16 protein-coding genes and 1 tRNA gene are annotated in these 18,102 nt (G+C 70.0%); 8 read left to right on the top strand and 9 right to left on the bottom strand.

Annotation, left to right across the window (positions count from 1 at the left end):
* Positions 1–33 precede the first annotated feature (33 nt).
* Positions 34–1,389 carry a C4-dicarboxylate transporter DctA gene (dctA, locus tag PKD06_RS04000; RefSeq protein ID WP_324377821.1) on the bottom strand — a complete coding sequence of 452 codons (1,356 nt, stop codon included), beginning with the start codon at positions 1,387–1,389 and terminating at the stop codon, positions 34–36.
* A gap of 196 nt (positions 1,390–1,585) precedes the next feature.
* Between dctA and PKD06_RS03995 the strand changes: the two genes are divergently transcribed.
* Entirely contained in the window at positions 1,586–2,029 is a 444-nt protein-coding gene (locus PKD06_RS03995; protein ID WP_324377819.1) for a hypothetical protein, read from the top strand.
* A gap of 63 nt (positions 2,030–2,092) precedes the next feature.
* On the opposite strand, the gene PKD06_RS03990 is transcribed toward PKD06_RS03995, so the two are convergent.
* The 4 genes from PKD06_RS03990 to PKD06_RS03975 form a co-directional block, all read right to left on the bottom strand.
* The gene (locus PKD06_RS03990; protein WP_324377845.1) at positions 2,093–2,404 is read right to left on the bottom strand and encodes a cytochrome c; all 312 of its coding nucleotides are present in this window, start codon (positions 2,402–2,404) and stop codon (positions 2,093–2,095) included.
* 17 nt (positions 2,405–2,421) lie between these two features.
* On the bottom strand, positions 2,422–3,627 hold the full coding sequence (locus tag PKD06_RS03985) for a molybdopterin-dependent oxidoreductase (RefSeq protein ID WP_324377817.1): 1,206 nt from the start codon (positions 3,625–3,627) through the stop codon (positions 2,422–2,424).
* A gap of 122 nt (positions 3,628–3,749) precedes the next feature.
* On the bottom strand, positions 3,750–4,682 hold the full coding sequence (locus PKD06_RS03980) for a dihydrodipicolinate synthase family protein (protein ID WP_324377815.1): 933 nt from the start codon (positions 4,680–4,682) through the stop codon (positions 3,750–3,752).
* A gap of 52 nt (positions 4,683–4,734) precedes the next feature.
* The gene (locus PKD06_RS03975) at positions 4,735–5,586 is read right to left on the bottom strand and encodes a tetratricopeptide repeat protein (RefSeq protein WP_324377813.1); all 852 of its coding nucleotides are present in this window, start codon (positions 5,584–5,586) and stop codon (positions 4,735–4,737) included.
* Between the two features lie 79 nt (positions 5,587–5,665).
* On the opposite strand from PKD06_RS03975, the gene PKD06_RS03970 reads away from it, so the two are divergent.
* Positions 5,666–7,060, top strand: coding sequence for a leucyl aminopeptidase family protein (locus PKD06_RS03970; RefSeq protein WP_324377811.1), 1,395 nt, complete (start codon positions 5,666–5,668; stop codon positions 7,058–7,060).
* Positions 7,061–7,142: 82 nt separating this feature from the next.
* On the opposite strand, the gene alaS is transcribed toward PKD06_RS03970, so the two are convergent.
* Together alaS and PKD06_RS03960 are read right to left on the bottom strand one after the other, a co-directional pair.
* A complete protein-coding gene (alaS, locus tag PKD06_RS03965) occupies positions 7,143–9,815 on the bottom strand; it encodes an alanine--tRNA ligase (RefSeq protein WP_324377809.1) in 2,673 nt (890 codons plus the stop codon).
* Between the two features lie 237 nt (positions 9,816–10,052).
* Positions 10,053–11,264, bottom strand: a complete 1,212-nt coding sequence (locus PKD06_RS03960) for an NADP-dependent isocitrate dehydrogenase (protein WP_324377807.1) — start codon at positions 11,262–11,264, stop codon at positions 10,053–10,055.
* Positions 11,265–11,504: 240 nt separating this feature from the next.
* On the opposite strand from PKD06_RS03960, the gene PKD06_RS03955 reads away from it, so the two are divergent.
* The 4 genes from PKD06_RS03955 (at position 11,505) to murI (ending at position 14,943) form a co-directional block, all read left to right on the top strand.
* On the top strand, positions 11,505–12,248 hold the full coding sequence (locus tag PKD06_RS03955) for an RNA methyltransferase (RefSeq protein WP_324377806.1): 744 nt from the start codon (positions 11,505–11,507) through the stop codon (positions 12,246–12,248).
* A gap of 65 nt (positions 12,249–12,313) precedes the next feature.
* Positions 12,314–13,555: an alpha/beta hydrolase gene (locus tag PKD06_RS03950; RefSeq protein WP_324377805.1), complete on the top strand. Its 1,242-nt coding sequence runs from the start codon at positions 12,314–12,316 to the stop codon at positions 13,553–13,555.
* A gap of 37 nt (positions 13,556–13,592) precedes the next feature.
* Positions 13,593–13,931 carry a multidrug efflux SMR transporter gene (locus PKD06_RS03945; protein WP_324377803.1) on the top strand — a complete coding sequence of 113 codons (339 nt, stop codon included), beginning with the start codon at positions 13,593–13,595 and terminating at the stop codon, positions 13,929–13,931.
* Between the two features lie 97 nt (positions 13,932–14,028).
* Positions 14,029–14,943 carry a glutamate racemase gene (gene murI, locus PKD06_RS03940; RefSeq protein ID WP_324377801.1) on the top strand — a complete coding sequence of 305 codons (915 nt, stop codon included), beginning with the start codon at positions 14,029–14,031 and terminating at the stop codon, positions 14,941–14,943.
* A gap of 34 nt (positions 14,944–14,977) precedes the next feature.
* Here murI and PKD06_RS03935 read toward each other — a convergent pair.
* Both PKD06_RS03935 and PKD06_RS03930 read right to left on the bottom strand, forming a co-directional pair.
* A tRNA-Met gene (locus tag PKD06_RS03935) sits at positions 14,978–15,054 on the bottom strand.
* 71 nt (positions 15,055–15,125) lie between these two features.
* Positions 15,126–15,767, bottom strand: a complete 642-nt coding sequence (locus tag PKD06_RS03930) for a LysE family translocator (RefSeq protein ID WP_324377799.1) — start codon at positions 15,765–15,767, stop codon at positions 15,126–15,128.
* 121 nt (positions 15,768–15,888) lie between these two features.
* Between PKD06_RS03930 and ggt the strand changes: the two genes are divergently transcribed.
* A complete protein-coding gene (gene ggt / locus PKD06_RS03925) occupies positions 15,889–17,667 on the top strand; it encodes a gamma-glutamyltransferase (RefSeq protein WP_324377797.1) in 1,779 nt (592 codons plus the stop codon).
* Between the two features lies 1 nt (position 17,668).
* Positions 17,669–18,102 (top strand): LemA family protein (locus PKD06_RS03920; RefSeq protein WP_324377796.1); only part of this gene is annotated, 434 nt, incomplete at its 3' end.

Here is an 18,102-nt window from a genome sequence, read left to right as displayed (position 1 = left end):
GCCTTTTTGTTGGCGAGGCGCCGGAAGCGCCACCTACGCCGCCCGCGGCGCCGCGGCGTCGGTGATCGCCGCCATGTCCGGGGCGGGCTGGTCGAGGACCTCCAGCGCCCGCGCCCTGTCGAGGTCGCCTTCCCAGGCCGCGATGACGACGGTCGCCACGCAATTGCCGATGAGGTTGCCGAGCGCGCGCGCCATCCCGATGAACCAGTCGACCGACAGGACCAGGACCAGCCCGATCGCCGGGATGGCCGGCACGGCGTTCAGCGTCGCCGCCAGGATGACGATGGCCGACCCCGGAACGCCGTGCGCCCCCTTCGACGTGATGAGCGAGATCCCGAGCACGAGAAGCAGATCGCCGAAGGAGAGCGGCGTGTTGGTCGCCTGGGCGATGAAGACGACCGCGAGGGTCAGGTAGATGGAGAAGGCGTCGAGATTGAAGGAATAGCCGGTCGGCACGACGAGGCCGACGGTCGATTTCTTCACCCCGAGATATTCGAGCTTGCGCATGACCTGCGGCAGAACGGCGTCGGAGGAGGCCGTGGCCAGCACGATGGTGAGTTCCTCGCGCAGATAGGCGAGGAACTTGAAGATGTTCAGTCCCGCCAGGCGCAAGGTCGCGCCGAGCACGACCACGACGAAGAGGATGACGGCGACGTAGAACAGCACGACGAGCGAGACGAGCTGCTTGAGCGAGCCGACGCCGTAGCGTGCCACCGTATAGGCGACCGCCCCCAGCACGCCGAGCGGGGCGACGCGCACGATGAGCCCCATCGCCTTGAACAGGACGCCGGAGACGGCCTCGATCATCTCCGTGACCTTCTGCCCCTGCGGGCCGCCGAAGAGGGCGAGAGAGACCCCGAACAGGACGGCGAAGAAGAGGACTTGCAGGACGTCGTTGCGCGCCAGCGCATCGAAGGAGGTGGTGGGGATGATGTTCAGCAGGAAGCCCGAGAGGCCGCCGCCCTGGAGGCTGTGGGCATTCGCGGTGGCGGTCTGGATCGCCTTGCCGTCGAGCTTCGAGGGGTCGATGTTCATCCCGTGGCCGGGGCCGGCGAGATAGGCCAGGATCAGGCCGAGCGCCAGCGCGAGCGTCGTCATCACCTCGAAATAGACGAGCGCCTTGACCCCGACGCGCCCGACCTTCCGCAGGTCTCCCGCTCCCGCGATGCCGTGCACGACGACGCAGAACACGATGGGCGCGACAATCATCGAGATCAGCTTGAGAAAGGCGTCGCTCAGCACCTTGAGGCTTTGCGCGAAGTCGGGAGCGACGAGTCCCAGCACGATGCCCAGGGCCAGAGCGAAAACGACCTGCGCGAAAAGGGATTTATGGATCGGGGTCACGCTTTTTGCTGCGGGAGCCGCAGCCGTGATCGAGGCGGCCGGCATCGATGTTTCTCCTCGTCGGGGCGACGCAGCATGGGAGCGTCCGGGGGGGCTGGGCTGCGCCCTGTGCCGGATCGAAGCAGCAAGCGTGCCAGACGTGGTCCCGCCCCCGGACGTCTTGCGTCGGGCGTTCAGCAAGGCTTCAGTCTGCCTTCGCCTTCCTAGGGAAGGGCGACCCGCAGGTCTCCAGGAGACGAACATGCGACACGTTCATCTGGTTCTCGGTTTGTTGGCGCTGGGCGCCGCGGGCGCCGGACCCGCCCACGCCCTGTCCATGAAGGAATGCTCGGCGAAATATCAGGAAGCGAAGAAGGCCGGCGGAACGCTGAGCTGGAGCGATTTCCGCAAGGCCCAATGCGGCACGGAGGCGAGCGCGGCGCCCGGGGCCGCTCCGGCGAGCGCTCCCGCGGCCGCCACTCCCGCGCCGGCTGCGAAATCCGCCGCCGCCCCCGCCGCCGGCTCGGTCTCCTATCCGGCCGCGGTCGATCCGAAATACGCCAAGGAGACGCCCGGCAAGGCGCGCATGCATACCTGCCTCGACGCCTATAACGCCGCCAAGGCCGCCGGCACGCTTGGCGACGTGAAATGGATCCAGAAAGGCGGCGGCTATTATTCCGCCTGCAACGCCAAGCTGAAGGGCTGAGGGCTCGCCGGGGACCAGGGCCGCGGGGCCTCCCGCGGCCACATCCCCCGGGTCTCGCTGGCGTCAATAGGTCTGGGCGAGATAATCCGAGATCGCCTTGGCATCCGCCTCGTCGATCGGTGCGCGATAGACCTTGACCATCTTGGTGACGGTGGCCTGCCAGAAGCCCGGGCCGCTCTTGGGCGGCTGGGTCAGGACGTAGTCCGCCGAGTGGCAGGCCAGGCAGTTGTTCTGCGCGGCCTCGAAGCCGGGATGCTTGGCGGGGCGCAGCTCGGCAGTCTCGTCCGGCAGCACGTAGGTGAGGGGCTTGGCGAGCGCGGAGCCGACGCTCCCTCCGGCCAGGATCGTGGCGATGAGGATCGCCGCCTTGCGCATGGTCATCGGAGCCTCCCTCACATCGCCTCGACGCGGACGGTCTCGACGACGTTCCGCAAATAGCCGGCGGGGTTCCAGAGGGGCTTGGACGGCTGCGACTGCCCGATCCGGTTGATCGCGCGCGCCTGGAGCCGGTGCTCGCCATGGGCGAGGGTGACGGGAAGCGACCAGGACCGGAACGAATATTTGCCGAGATCCTCGCCGAGGGATGCCGCTTTCCAGTTTCGGCCGCCATCCGTCGAGACGGAGACCTCGGTGATGCCGTGGCCGCCGTCGAAGGCGATGCCGCGCAGGGTCGTCTCGCCCGCCGGGAGCTTCTGCCCCTCGGCGACATTGGTGATGAAGGAGCGGATGGTGAACCGGCCGATCGGCACGGTCTTCTTCGGTGCCTGGCCGGGCTCGGTGCAGGAGCAGGCATTGTCCGGGATGCGGTAAGCCGTCGCCATCCAGAAATTGGCGAGCGGGCGGTCGAGCACGGTGATCTCGCTCAGATGCTTGACCCAGTAGGTCCCGTAATAGCCCGGCACGACGAGGCGGACGGGAAAGCCGTTCAGCCAGGGCAGGTCCTCCCCGTTCATCGCATAGGCGAGCATGACCTCGCCGTCGCGGGCATGGTCGATGTCGAGGGCCTTCACGAAATCCGGCGTCTCGGGGATGACCGGCCCGTCGAGCCCGTTGAAGGAGACCTGCACGGCCCCGGCCTGGACTCCGGCGCGGTCGAGCACCGCCTTGAGCGGCACGCCCTTCCAGCGCGCATTGCCCATGGCCCCGTGCGCGAGCTGGCCGCCGCCGACCCGCGGCTCGAAGAAGCCGCGGGAATTGCCGGAGCACTGGTTCACCGCCACGATCTCGGCCGCCTCGAAGGAGGTCTTCAGCTCCTGGAGCGAGAGCGACAGGGGTTTGTCGACCTTGCCCTTCACCTCGATCCGATAGGTGTCGGGATCGATCTCGAGCGGAATGTCGGCGAGGTGGTAGCGAACGAAGAAGGCGTCGTTCGGCGTGATGACGTTGCCGTCGAAGATCTCGAACGGCGTCTCGAGCTGCGGCGGGCGGCTGGTGAGCCGGATCAGCGGGCGCTTGCCGGGATATTGGACAAGAGGCCGATCGCCGCCGGCGAAGGGGAGGGTGACCGTCTTCTCCCCGGCAAGCGCCCGCCGGACGCCGCCTGCTCCCAAGGCGAGAGCCCCGAGGCCGCCCTTGATGAGATCGCGCCTGCCGAGCATCGCATCCTCCCGTCCTCTGGGGTTTCGTCCCGGAGCACCCGCTCCGGATTTGGCGCAGCATGATCCCGGCCGGCCAAGGACGCAAGCGGATGAGGCTCCCCGCTCCCCCTGCGCCTCCCCCTTCAGGCGGCGAGCTTCTGCGCGCGCCGGTCGAAGCGGGCGAGGCGGGAGAGGAGGTAATCGACCTCCTTCCTGGATTCGGCCGAGAGGGCGGCGCCCGGCTTCCTCTGCGCGTCGGAGGCGATGATGCCCCGCCGCATCAGCACGTATTTGCGCACCGCGAGGCCGACGCCCTGCTGCTGCTCGTAGCGGATCAGCGGCAGGTGGGCGTCGAAGAGGTCGTGCGCCTCGTCCCGCTTGCCCTGCGCGGACAGGTTGACGAGGTCGACCAGCATGTCCGGGAAGCAATAGCCGGTCATGGCGCCGTCCGCGCCGCGCTCCATCTCGAAATCCAGGAACAGCGCGCCGTTGCCGGTCAGGATCGAGACGCGGCGCATGCCGTCCTTCTCGAACCGGCGCAAGGCCGAGATCTTGTCGAGGCCCGGCCAGTCCTCGTGCTTGAGCATGACGCAGGAGGGGTTCTCGGTGATGATTCGCCGGATCACGCCGGGCGTCATGACCACGCCGAGCGTCAGCGGATAATCCTGGAGCACCCAGGGGGTTTGCGGGCCGATCGCCTCGGCGGCCTGGCTGAAATAGGCCACGATCTGGTCGTCCGTCCTGAGGCTCGGGGGAGGGGCGATCATGACCCCGGCCGCGCCGGCCTCCATCACGCCACGCGAGAGCGCGCGCATCGCGGCGAAGCCGGCGGCCGAGACGCCGACCACGACCTTCATGTTCCCCGCGCGGCGGATGACGCGGGTGGCGATGTCGAGCGCTTCCTTCGCCTCGAGCTTGGGCGCCTCTCCCATGATGCCGAGCACGGTGATGCCGCTGGCCCCGGCTGCCGCATAGGCATCCACCATGCCGTCGATCGACGCCTCGTCGACGCGGCCGTCGGGATGGAAGGGAGTGGGGGCGATGACATAGACGCCCTTGGCATGGATATCGAGCATGGGGTCCTCCGGGACCCCTTCAGCGGTAGCCCCGCCCGGCGGGGAGCGCAATCTAAAGCCCGGCGCTGCGGGTGGCCGGGCGCCGGGCGTCCGGCTTGCCTGCCGCCGGATGGGCTCTGTCCGCCTGCTTGATCGCGCCCCAGCTGTTGTTCTGGCGGACCATGCCGCGGATGCCGGCCATCGCTTCCTCGGCCTGTTGCGGAGGCAGGTCGCGGCGCAGCATCGCCTCGGCCTCTGGGAGGCGTCCGCGCAGCCCGAGGACGAGGGCGAGGTTGCGCCGGACGCGGGCATCTGCGCGCGGATGCTGGGCGGCGATCGTCAGGATGCGCTCGGCCTCGTCGAGGCGCTTGGCCAGCGCGAAGGACAATCCTTGGTTGGCCAGCACCGAGGGCTCGCCCGGCACGATCTTGAGGGCGGCGGAATAGAAGCGCTGGGCGCCCTCGAAATCGCCGAGCTGGTCGGCGACCACGCCCTGGGTGGAGAGGATGCGCCAATCGGGCCGCTCGGGGCGATGGGCGTTGGCGAGGACGGTGGCCGCCTCCCGGTAGCGGCCCGTATCGGCCAGGACCTTGCCGTAGGCGGCCAGGAGTTCGAGATGGTTCGGGTTGCGCAGGGCCGCCTGCTGGAGCACCGCGACGGCCTCGGAGGTTCGCCCGAGCGCGCGGAGCACGCGGGCATAGTCCAGCGCGGCCTGGGGATTGCCGGGATTGGCCTGTACGCGCGGCCCCATCTCCTCCGCCATTCTCCGCAGGTCGGCCTCGGAGCCGGACGGGGCGCCGAAGGAGATCGACCCCGTCGTCGAGGGATCGCGCGACTGGCAGCCGGCGAGGGTGGCGGCAAGGAGCGCGAGGCCGAGGGCCGCCCGCAGCTTGGGCCGGAACGCTTGCAGCGAGGGAAACGCCATGACACCACCCCTCTCGAAGAGGGTGTCAGCGATAAATCGTTAACCCTAACCCCGCGTTAAAGCCGCCCGAAGGAGCCTCATGTCGAGCAAGGCCGACCATCCCCTTCTCTTTGCCTCGCCGGAGGAGGGCGGGCGGGGAGCGATCCCGATCCGGCGCGTCGACGCGCAGAATTGGCCCGGGGTGAGGGCCGGGCTCGGCCCGCTCGCGGGGGCCTTCCTGAAGGCAAGCGGATTCCGCCCGAAGCCCGGCGCGATCGGCCTCGTCCCGGCGCCGGACGGAAGCATCGAGGAGGTCCTGTTCGGCGCGGGAGAGGAGGACGAGCCCTTCGCGGCCGGCAAGCTCGCCAACTCGCTGCCCGCCGGGACCTATCGCCTCGACGGCGATTGGCCCGACAGGAAGGCGGCCGGCCTCGCCTGGCTGCTCGCGGCCTATCGCTTCGACCTCTACCGGGAGCGTCCGCCCTGCGAGGCGCGCCTTCTCGCGCCGGCGGGCGTCGATGCCGGGGAGATCGAGCGGATCGCGGAGGCGGTCGCGTTGGGGCGCGACCTTGTCAACACGCCCGCCAACGACCTGGGGCCCGATGAGTTGGAAGCGGCAGCGCGCGGCCTCGCCGCCCGGCACGGCGCCGCCTGCGAGGTCGTCGCGGGCGAGGCCCTGCTCGCGGCGGGCCTGCCGATGATCCACGCGGTCGGCGCGGCCTCGCCGCGGGCGCCGCGGCTGATCGACATCCGCTGGGGCGAGTCTTCCGCGCCGAAGGTGACGATCGTGGGCAAGGGCGTCTGCTTCGATACGGGCGGGCTCGACATCAAGCCGTCCTCCTCGATGCTGCTCATGAAGAAGGACATGGGAGGCGCCGCCGCGGCTTTGGCCCTGGCCGCGATCGTGATGGGGGAGGGGCTGCGGGTCCGGTTGCGAGTTTTGATCCCGGCGGTGGAGAATTCCATCTCGGGCGCCGCCTTCCGGCCGGGTGACGTGCTGCGCAGCCGCAAGGGGCTGACGGTCGAGATCGGCAATACCGATGCCGAGGGGCGGCTGGTCCTGGCCGACGCCCTGGCTCTCGCCGACGAGGAGGCGCCGGAGCTGATCGTGGATTTCGCGACGCTGACGGGCGCAGCCCGCGTCGCCCTCGGTCCCGACCTGCCGCCGGTCTATGGCGAGGACGACGAGCTGGTCGAGGAGATGGTCCGGCTCGGCCTCGCGGTGGACGATCCGGTCTGGCGGATGCCGCTCTGGCCGCGCTACCGCAAGATGGTGGAGGGCAAGATCGCCGACCTCACCAACGCTCCCGCGGGCGGGTTCGGCGGCTCGATCACCGCCGCGCTTTTCCTGCGCCGCTTCGTGACCGCCGCGAAGGCGCATCTGCATTTCGACATCTACGCCTGGAACCCGAGCGCCCGCCCGGCACGCCCCGAGGGAGGCGAGGTGCAAGGGGCGCGGGCGGTCCATGCCATGCTGAAGGCGCGATACGGGTAGGGAGAGCGCTTCACTCGAAGGGCTGATTTCGCTTCGAGGCTGGGGGCTTCCGGCTGGGCTGCGCGTCCGGGCGCCGCAACTTTCAGGCGGCCGCCGATTGCGCTCCCGCGATGGCGGCTTCCACGGCTGCGAGGGCCGCCTCGGCATTGGCGCCGTCCGGGCCGCCGGCCTGGGCCATGTCCGGCCGCCCGCCGCCGCCCTTGCCGCCGAGCGCCGCCGAGCCCGCACGGACGAGATCGACGGCATTTGCGCTGCCGGTGCGGTCGGCAGTGACGCCGACGACGATGCTCGCCCGCTCGCTCTCGTCGACGGCCACGAAGGCGACGATGCCTGAGCCGATCTTCGCCTTGGCCTCGTCGACGAGGGGTTTGAGGTCCTTCGCCGGCACGCCGCGCAGCACGCGGCCAAGGAAGTTCACGCCGGCCACGGTCTTCGGGCCGTCCCCGCCGCCGCTGCCGCCCATGGCGAGCTTGCGTCGCGCCTCGGCCAGTTCGCGCTCCAGCTTGCGCCGCTCCTCGATCAGCGAGGAGAGACGCTCCGTCACCTCGCCGACCGGCGTCTTGAGGAGAGACGCGGCCTCGCGCAGGGTTTTGCTCTCGCCGGAAAGATGGCGGCGCGCCGCCTCCCCCGTCAGCGCCTCGAGCCGGCGCACGCCCGCCGCGACCGCGCTCTCGCCCAGCACCGCCACGAGGCCGATATCACCGGTGCGCCCGACATGGGTGCCCCCGCACAGCTCGATGGAGAAAGCCTTCGGCGCGGCCCCCTCCTCGCGATCCGTCCCCATGGAGACGACCCGGACCTCCTCGCCGTATTTCTCGCCGAAGAGCGCACGGGCGCCGGAGGCGACCGCGTCGTCGACCGCCATCAGCTTGGTGACGACGGGCTCGTTCTGGAGGACGAGGCGGTTCGCCATGTCCTCGACGGCCGACAACTCGGCGGGCGTCATGGGCTTGGGATGGCTGAAATCGAAGCGCAGCCGGTCGGGCGAGACCAGCGAGCCCTTCTGCGCGACATGGTCGCCCAGCACCCGGCGCAGGGCCTCGTGCAGGAGATGGGTCGCGGAATGGTGGCCGCGGATGGCGCCGCGGCGAGCATGGTCGACCTTGAGTTCCAGCGTCGTGCCGGGCGCGAGCGTGCCCTCCTCGACCGTGACGTGGTGCACGAAGAGGTCGCCGAGCTTCTTCTCGGTATCGACGACGCGCGCGCGGATGCCCGCGCCGAGGAGGAGGCCGGTATCGCCGACCTGGCCGCCCGATTCACCATAGAACGGCGTCTGGTTCAGCACGACGAGTCCGCTCTCGCCGGCGCCGAGCCCCGGCGCCTCGGCGCCGTCCCTGACGATCGCCGCGACGACGCCCTCCGCCGTCTCGGTATCGTAGCCGAGGAACTCGGTGGCGCCGGTCTTCTCCTTCACCGCGAACCAGACGGCGTCCGTCGCCGCCTCGCCCGAGCCGGCCCAGGCCGCGCGCGCCTTCTCGCGCTGGCGCTCCATGGCGGCGTTGAAGGCGTCCGTATCGACGGCGATGCCGCGCGCCTTCAGCGCGTCCTGCGTGAGGTCGAGCGGGAAGCCGTAGGTGTCGTAGAGCGTGAAGGCCGTCTCGCCCGAGAAGCTCTGGCCGCGCGTGAGGCCGGCGCTCTCCTCGTCCAGCATGGCGAGGCCACGCTCCAGCGTGCGCCGGAAGCGCCTCTCCTCGAGCTTCAGCGTCTCGACGATCAGCGCTTCGGCCCGACCCAGCTCGGGATAGGCGACGCCCATCTCGCGCACGAGGGTCGGCACGAGGCGCCACATCACGGGCTCGCGCGCCCCGAGGAGCTGGGCGTGGCGCATGGCACGGCGCATGATCCGGCGCAGGACGTAGCCCCGGCCCTCGTTGGAGGGCAGGACGCCGTCCGCGACCAGGAAGGCGGAGGCGCGCAGATGGTCGGCGATCACCCGGTAGGAGGCGCGCGTCGTGTCCTCGGGCGGGCGGCCGATGACGTGGGACACCGCCTCGATCAGCGCGACGAAGAGGTCCGTGTCGTAGTTCGAGTGGACGCCCTGGAGAATCGCGGCGATGCGCTCGAGCCCCATGCCGGTGTCGATCGAGGGACGCGGCAGCGGCTCGCGGTTGCCGGGCCCGATCTGCTCGAACTGCATGAAGACGAGGTTCCAGAATTCGAGGAAGCGGTCGCCGTCCTCGTCGGGCGAGCCGGGCGGGCCGCCCTGGAGCGAGGGCCCCTGGTCGATGAAGATCTCCGAGCAGGGCCCGCAGGGGCCCGTATCGCCCATCTGCCAGAAATTGTCGGAGGTGCCGATGCGGATGATCTTCTCGTCCGAAAAGCCCGCGATGCGCTTCCAGAGCGAGGCCGCCTCCTCGTCATCAGCGTAGACGGTGACGAGGAGCTTGTCCTTCGGCAGGCCGAATTCCTTCGTGATCAAATTCCAGGCGAGGTCGATCGCCCGTTCCTTGAAGTAGTCGCCGAAGGAAAAGTTCCCCAGCATCTCGAAGAAGGTGTGGTGCCGGGCCGTGTAGCCGACATTGTCGAGGTCGTTGTGCTTGCCGCCGGCGCGCACGCATTTCTGGGCGGAGGCCGCCCGCGAATAGGGGCGCTTCTCGATACCGGTGAAGACGTTCTTGAACTGCACCATCCCGGCATTGGTGAACATCAGGGTGGGGTCGTTCCGCGGCACGAGCGGAGAGGAGGCGACGGGCTCGTGCCCGTTCCTCGCGAAGTAGTCGATGAAGGTGGACCTGATCTCGTTGACGCCGCTCATGGCGGATGAATCCGTGCAATCCGGCCGCGCCGCGGCCTCCCGGCCGGACTTCTAGGGACGGGGGGACGGGTTGTCGAGCGGCCCTCCCGCTTCCCTTGTCATCCCCGGCCGGAGCGAAGCGGAGGGGAAGGGGATGACAGGGAGGCTTCACCCGGTTGCCCCGGGTCAAGTCCGGCCACGACCGGGGGGCAGCGGGCCGCCCCCCTCAGCCCCGCCGAAGCGCGGGGCCGGTGAGCCTCAGGCCATGGCCTTCTTGAGGTTCTCGTCGACCTTGTCGAGGAAGCCCGTCGTCGAGAGCCACTTCTGGTCGGCGCCGACAAGGAGGGCGAGATCCTTGGTCATGTCGCCGCTCTCGACGGTGTCGATGCAGACCTTCTCCAGGGTCGCGGAGAACTTGGCGAGCGCGTCGTTGCCGTCGAGCTTGGCGCGATGGGCGAGGCCGCGGGTCCAGGCGAAGATCGAGGCCATGGAGTTGGTGGAGGTCTCCTTGCCCTTCTGGTGCTCGCGGTAATGGCGGGTGACCGTGCCGTGCGCGGCCTCCGCCTCGACCGTGTTGCCGTCCGGCGTCATCAGCACCGAGGTCATGAGGCCGAGTGAGCCGAAGCCCTGGGCCGCCGTGTCGGACTGCACGTCGCCGTCGTAGTTCTTGCAGGCCCAGACATAGCCGCCCGACCATTTCAGGCACGAGGCCACCATGTCGTCGATCAGGCGATGCTCGTAATGCAGGCCAAGCGACTTGAACTTCGAGGCGAATTCCGCATCGTAGACCTCCTGGAACAGGTCCTTGAAGCGGCCGTCATAGGCCTTGAGGATCGTGTTCTTGGTCGAGAGGTAGACGGGATATTTGCGGGCCAGGCCGTAATTGAGCGAGGCGCGGGCGAAGTCGCGGATCGAGTCGTCGAGATTGTACATCGACATGGCGACGCCGGAGCCCGGAAACTTGAACACTTCCTTCTCGATGACGGTGCCGTCCTCGCCCTCGAACTTGATCGTGAGCCGCCCCTTGCCCGGCACCCTGAAATCCGTCGCGCGGTACTGGTCGCCATAGGCGTGGCGGCCGATGACGAAGGGCTGCGTCCAGCCCGGGACGAGGCGCGGCACGTTCTTGCAGATGATCGGCTCGCGGAAGATGACGCCGCCGAGGATGTTGCGGATGGTGCCGTTCGGCGATTTCCACATCTCCTTGAGCCCGAACTCCTTCACCCGCGCCTCGTCGGGGGTGATCGTGGCGCATTTGACGCCGACGCCGGCCTTCTGGATCGCGTGGGCCGCGTCGACCGTGACCTGGTCGTTGGTCTTGTCGCGATACTCGACTCCAAGGTCGAAATACTGCAGGTCGACGTCGAGATAGGGGTGGATCAGCTTGTCCTTGATGAGCTGCCAGATGATCCGGGTCATCTCGTCGCCGTCGAGCTCGACGACCGGGTTGGTCACCTTGATCTTTGCCATGGTTTCACCTGCGAGGAGATGGCCCGGAAGGGGGGCCGGTGCGGAGAAAAGGCGCAGCGGGGGCTGCGGAGGGCCAAGGTTCATAGCGCGGGCCTTGCGCGCCGGAAAGCTGAAAGGACGGTGTTCCGGGCATTTCTCGGAACCCTTCCGGACGCGACGATCCGGGCTGCGGATTCGAGGGCCTTGCCTGTGCCGCGGCGCCGTGGCACCCGGCCCTCCCGGCCCCTGCGGAGACCCGCTTTGCCCGAGCCCGCCGCGGCCCGTCCTCCCGCCATCGTCCTCGTCGAGCCGCAGATGCCGGAGAATATCGGCATGGCGGCGCGAGCCATGGCGAATTTCGGCCTTTCGGAGATGAGGCTCGTCGCCCCGCGCGAGGGCTGGCCGCATCCGGGCGCGGCGGCGCCCGCCGCGGGGGCGGGGCATGTGCTGGACGGCGCCCGCGCCTTCGCGACAACGGCCGAGGCTCTGGGCGATCTCCATTTCGTCCTCGCCACCACGGCCCGCTCGCGCGGGCAGATGAAGCGCATCCTCGGGCCGGAGGCGGCCTTCGCCGAGATCGCGCGCCGCGCGGCGGCGGGCGAGAGGACCGCCATCCTGTTCGGGCGCGAGCGCACGGGGCTCGGCAATGACGACGTCTCGCTCGCCGATGCGATCCTGACCTTTCCCGTCGATCCGGCCCATCCCTCGCTCAACCTCGCGGCGGCGGTGATGGTGGCCGGCTACGAATGGACGCGGGCGCTGGGCCGGGGCCTGCCCTTCGCGCCCCATCCCGGAACGCCCCCCGCGACGCGCGAGGCCGTCCTCTCGCTGTTCGAATACCTGGAGGCGGAGCTGGACGGGGCCGGCTTCTATCCTCCCGACAAGCGGCCGGTCATGGTGCGCAACATGCGCGACATGCTCCATCGCATGGAACTGACCGAGCAGGACGTGCGCACCTGGCGCGGCGTGATCAGGGCGCTCGCGGAGGGGAGGCGAAAAGGCTAGCGACGCGGGCGCATTCGATCTGCTATGGACTCCGCAGCCCCGAAGACCGAGTTGCCGACGCCTCGATGTTACGCCCCAAGATTGTCACGCTCGCCGCCCTCGCGCTCGCCGCGCTCGCGGCCGGCCCGTCCTGGGCGCTCTCCTCGCCCACCCAGCCGAAGACGGGGCCCGGCGCCTCGCTCGATACGACGGGAGAGGTGGTCAAGCGCGCCATCGGCAAGCCCGGCGAGGTCACCTACGTCTTCCACATGGCCTCGGCCCCCGAGAAGCCGCGGAGCGTGGTCGTCCTGCTGCATGCCTGGGGGGCGGCGAATCCGGTCGTCTACGGCGCCTGGATCGACCATCTCGCCCGGCGCGGCCATCTGGTGCTCTTTCCTGGCTTCCAGGTGGTCGGGAGCACGAAGCCCACCGACGCGACGGACAGGGCGGGCGCCCTGATCAAGAGCGCGCTCGCCCAGCTCGCCTCCGATCCGCAGGCGAAGCCCGATCCCGCCGAGACGTTCTACCTCGCCCATTCGGCGGGGACGGGCATCGCCGTGAACCTCGCGGCGCGGGCGAAGGACCTCGACATCCCGGCGCCGAAGCTGATCTTCGCCCTGATGGCGGGCGGCATCGCCAAGGACGACACGTCGAGGGGCATCCGGCTCGCCGATCTCGCGGCGATCCCGGAGGCGACCAATCTCGTCCTCATGTCGGGCGACCAGACCAACCTCGCGGCCGACCGCCTGTCGCGCCGCATCCTCAAGGAAACCTCCTCCGTCCCGGCCGTCCGCAAGCTCTTCATGCGCTCGGCCTCCGACGACCACGGCTTTCCGCCGCTCACCGCCACGCTCGCCTCGCCGGCGGGTCCGATGGACGGCTACAGCTCGGAGACGATCAAGCTCCCGACCGTCGAGGAGGCGCCGAAATTCGACGCGAAGGGCCGCCGCCTGCGCCCGCCCCCGCCCCCGCGCGTGCCCTGGTCGGTCGAGGCGCAGCTGACGGGCGAGCAGCGCGTGCTGCTCCAGCAGGTCGAGCGCAACACGGTCGATACGCTCGACTGGCTCGCCTATTGGCGCGTCTTCGACATGCTGATCGCCACCACGGAAACGGGGGCGGATCTGGTCGGGCTGAGGCAGGATCCCTCCTTCCTCGACATGGGGCGCTGGACGGATGGCTGGCCGGTCCGCCGTCTCTCCGCCGAGACGCCCAAGACGGAGACCTCCGCCCCGGCCTCGGGTCCCGCCCCGGTCCGGACCGGTCCGCCGCCGATCCAGAGCAAGCAGCCCGTGACGCGCCGCCGCTTCGACAGCCGGCACAGGCACTGAGGCGGGCCGGGCGGTCCGCCCGCCGTGACGAGCCCGCATGTCGCCGGCGAGCTTCCTTCTCCTCGCTCTCGCCATCGCGGCGGAGGTCGCCGGAACGATGGCGCTCAAGGCGTCGGACGGCTTCGCGCGGCCCTGGCCGGCGGTCGCGGCCCTCGCCGGCTACGCGGTCGCCTTTTTCTGCATGTCCCTCGCCATGCGGACGATCCCGGTCGGCGTGATCTACGCGATCTGGTCGGGGGTCGGGATCGTGCTGATCGCCGCCCTCGGCTGGATTTTCCACGGCGAGAGGCTCGATGCCCCGGCCTTGGCCGGGATCGGCCTCATTCTGGCCGGGGTGCTGGTGATCAATCTCCTCTCGGCCAGCGTGAGGCATTGACGCCGGCCGGCCCCGGGCCGGGACGTGCGGTGGTGAACAGCCGTTAACCGCCGCCCCGCTATCCTGCCCGGGCTCCCTCGACCCTGCCGCGTCCCCGATGTCCGAAGCCCAAAGCCCCGCATCCAAGCATTACGACCTCCTCGCCGGCCGGACGACGCGAATCCTGGCCGCCGGGACGAGGCGGCCGGCCATCCTGCTCCTCGATTCCGGCGTCGGCGGCTTGAGCGTGCTGCGCGAGGTTCGCCGGGCACGACCCGATGCCCGCTACGTCTATGCGGCCGACGACGCCGCCTTTCCCTATGGCGGCTGGGCCGAGGAGCCTCTGGTCCGGCGTGTGGTGGAGGTGACGGCGGCCCTGGTCGCGCGCCATGCGCCCGACATCGTGGTCGTCGCCTGCAACACGATCTCGACGCTCGTCCTGCCGGTTTTGCGCGAGCGCTTCGACCTTCCCTTCGTCGGCACGGTGCCTGCGGTGAAGCCTGGCGTCGCGCTTTCGCGGACGGGCCGCGTCGCGGTGCTGGCGACGCCCGGCACGGTGCGGCGCGACTATACGCGCGAATTGGTCGCGGCTTATGCGGGTGGCTGCGAGGTCGATCTCGTCGGCTCGACGCGCCTCGCCGCGATGGCCGAGGCGGAGCTTGCGGGAGAGCCGGTTTCGGACGAGGCGCTCGCGGCGGAAATCTCCCCCTGCTTCGCTGACCGCGGCGGCCGCCGGACGGATGTCGTCGTGCTCGCCTGCACGCATTATCCGCTGCTCGCGGGGCGCATGCGGCGCCTCGCGCCCTGGCCCGTCACCTTCCTCGACCCGGCTCCAGCCGTCGGGCGTCGCGTCGCGCAGATTCTCGCGGAGGCGGACGGCCCGACCGGTCCGGTAGCGCCGGGCCTTGCCGTCTTCACGGGCGAAGGGAGGGCCGGCGCGCAACTGCGCGCGGCGCTCGCTTCCCTCGGCCTCGACCGGATCGAGACGGGCGCCTGTCCGGTCGGGAGCGAGCGTCCCAGGGCGGTCGCCTAGAGGCGATCTGAAGACGCTGATGTTGGGGGAAGGCTGGTAGCGGAGGAGGGACTCGAACCCCCGACACAAGGATTATGATTCCTCTGCTCTAACCAGCTGAGCTACTCCGCCATCTCCGAGCGAGTCGAAGCTGGGCGGCTATAGGGACGAGGCCGGGGGCCTGTCAAGGAACTCGGGGCGCTTCAGCGCGAGGGGAGGGCCGCGATGCGCAGGGCGAAGAGCGCGAAGATTCCGGCGAAGGCGTAGTCGAGGAGGCGCATGATCCGCGGCCGCCGCGTCAGCGCGCCGATGAGGCGCTCCGCCAGGAGCACCATCATGATCGCCAGAGGCAGCGAGACCAGCACGAAATAGAGCCCGAGCACGAGAAGCTTGCCCGCGGCATGCGCGTCATGCGCCGAGACGAATTGCGGCAGGAAGGTCACGAAGAAGAGCACCACCTTCGGATTGGTGAGGTTGATGCCGAGGCCGAGCAGGAAGGTCCGCTTCAGGGACGGGGCGGGGCGCCCGCCGGACAGGGAGAGGGCGGAGCCGCGACGCACCGCGTCGATGGCGAGCCAGAGCAGGTACAGCGCCCCGACCACCTTCAGCACCGAGAAGGCCGTAGCGGAAGCCGCGATCAGGGCCGAGAGGCCGAGCGCCGCGACCAGCGAATGCACGCAGCAGCCGGTCATGGCGCCCGCCATCGCCGCGAGCCCGGCCCGCCGCCCGCCCACGATCGTCTGAGACAGGAACAGGCTCATATCGGGGCCCGGCGTCGCGAAGAGGATCAGGCAGGCGATCGTATAGGCGAGGAGAGTGCCGGAATCGGGCAGGAAGACGCTCACCGATGAACCTTTCGCGGGCCAGGGAGGAATGCGGCCCGCGCGCCTCCCTATCACGGCCGGCCCGGATGCGCGACGCAGGGTCCCCTTCGCGCGGCGGCGGCGGCGTGGCAGGAAGGGCCGCATGTCTGGCCGGTTTCGCTGGCCCGCGCTCGCCGCGGCCCTGCCCCTGATCGTTTCCCTCTTCGCGACCGTCGCTTTCGCCCAGGGCGCGCCTCCGGGCATGCCCTCGGCCTGGCCCGCGCCGATCGTCTCGGAGCGGGCCCGGTTCCTGCCCGTCCTCGGCCATGGCGGGATGGTGGCGAGCCAGGAGGCGCGCGCGACGCATGTCGGCGTCGAGATCCTGAGGCGCGGCGGCAATGCCGTCGATGCCGCCGTCGCCACCCATTTCGCGCTCGCCGTCACCCTGCCGCGGGCCGGCAATCTGGGCGGCGGCGGCTTCATGCTGATCCATCGCGCCGCCGCGCCCGGCCGGGCGGCCGAGACGGTCGCGCTGGATTACCGCGAGACCGCCCCCGCAGGCGCGACGCACGACATGTTCCTGCTGCCGGGCGGGGAGCCCGATCCCGCGAAGTCGCGCGATACGGGCCTCTCCGTGGGCGTGCCCGGAAGCGTCGCCGGGATGGCGGCGGCGCTGGAGCGCTACGGCTCGGGCCGCTTCACGCTGGCCGATCTCGTCCGGCCGGCCGAGGCCCTGGCCCGTGAGGGATTCGCGGTGGACGAGGACCTCGCCCGCTCCCTCGTGAGGTCCGGGCGTCTCGGGCGCCATCCGCAGAGCCGGGCCGTCTTCTATCGCGACGGCCGGCCGCCCGAAGCCGGCGAGCGTCTCGTCCAGCCGGACCTCGCCGCGACCCTCGCGGCCATTGCGGAAAAGGGCCCGCGCGGGTTCTACGAGGGGCCGGTGGCGCGAAAGATCGCCGAGGCGGTGCGCGCGGCAGGCGGCGTCATGCAGGCCGGCGACCTCGCCGCCTACCGGCCCGTCTGGCGAGAGCCCGTGCGCGGCACCTATCGGGGGCGCGAGATCGTCACCATGCCCCCGCCCAGCTCGGGCGGCGTGCATCTCATCCAGATCCTCAACATCCTGGAAGGCTTCGACCTCGCCGAGGCCGGGGCGGGCAGCGCCGCAGCCTATCACCTGATGGCCGAGGCGATGAAGCCGGCCTATGCGGACCGCGCCGCCTGGCTCGGCGATCCGGACCGCGTGAAGGTGCCGGTGGCGGGGCTCACCTCCAAAGCCTATGCGGCGGCCTTGCGCGCGGAGATCGATCCCCGGCGCGCCCGGCCGCCGGAGGAGGTGATGGCGGGCAATCCGCTTCCCTACGAATCCCCGCAGACGACCCATTTCTCGATCGTGGACCGGGAGGGCAACGCGGTCGCCAACACGACGACGCTGAACTTCTCCTACGGGCTTGGCCTCGTGGCGGATGGGACGGGCGTGCTGCTCAACAACGAGATGGACGATTTCGCGGCCAAGGCCGGGGCGCTGAACGCCTATGGCCTCGTCGGGGGCGAGCCCAATTCGGTCGCGCCCGGCGCCCGCCCGCTCTCCAGCATGACGCCGACGATGATGTTCGAGGACGGCCGGCTCGCTCTCGTCACGGGGAGCCCGGGCGGAAGCCGGATCGTGACGACCGTGCTCCAGGTGATCCTGGGCGTCGTCGATTTCGGCCAGAACATCGCCGAGGCGGTGGCGGCGCCGCGCATCCACCATCAATGGCGGCCGGACGCTCTTCTCGTGGAAACCGGATTGTCCCCGGATACGTTGGCTTTGCTGAGAGAGCGCGGGCATCGTGTCGTCGTCGGCTCGACATCGGGCTCGGCCAATTCGGTGGCGGTGACGCGCGAGGGCCTTGCCGGCGCGGCCGATCCGCGCCAGCGAGGGACCCTCGCGGAAGGAGAATGAGATGACGGGACAGATGGCGAGCCGGGGCTTCGTGTCGTGGCGGCCTCTCCTGGGGGCGATCCTGGTCGCGCTGACGGTGGCGGGCTGCGGCATCAACAACGTGCCGACGCTCCAGGAGCAGGCGCGGGCGGCCTGGGCCGAGGTGCAGAACCAATACCAGCGCCGTGCCGACCTCATCCCCAATCTCGTCGAGACGGTGAGGGGCTACGCCAAGCAGGAGAGCGAGGTCCTGACCCAGGTGACCGAGGCGCGCGCCAAGGCGACCTCCGTGCGGGTCGATGCCTCGACGATCACCGATCCGGCCAAGTTCAAGGAGTTCCAGGAGGCGCAGAACCAGCTCTCCGGCGCGCTCGGGCGCCTGATCGCGATCAGCGAAGCCTATCCCGACCTCAAGTCCAACCAGAACTTCCTCGCCCTCCAGTCGCAGCTCGAGGG

Origin of the sequence: Enterovirga sp., from assembly GCF_035325185.1 — a bacterium.
In the GTDB taxonomy this organism is placed as follows: Bacteria; Pseudomonadota; Alphaproteobacteria; order Rhizobiales; family Beijerinckiaceae; genus Enterovirga.
The sequence above is the reverse complement of the archived record's forward strand: the minus strand, read 5'-3'. Positions and strand labels throughout refer to the sequence as shown.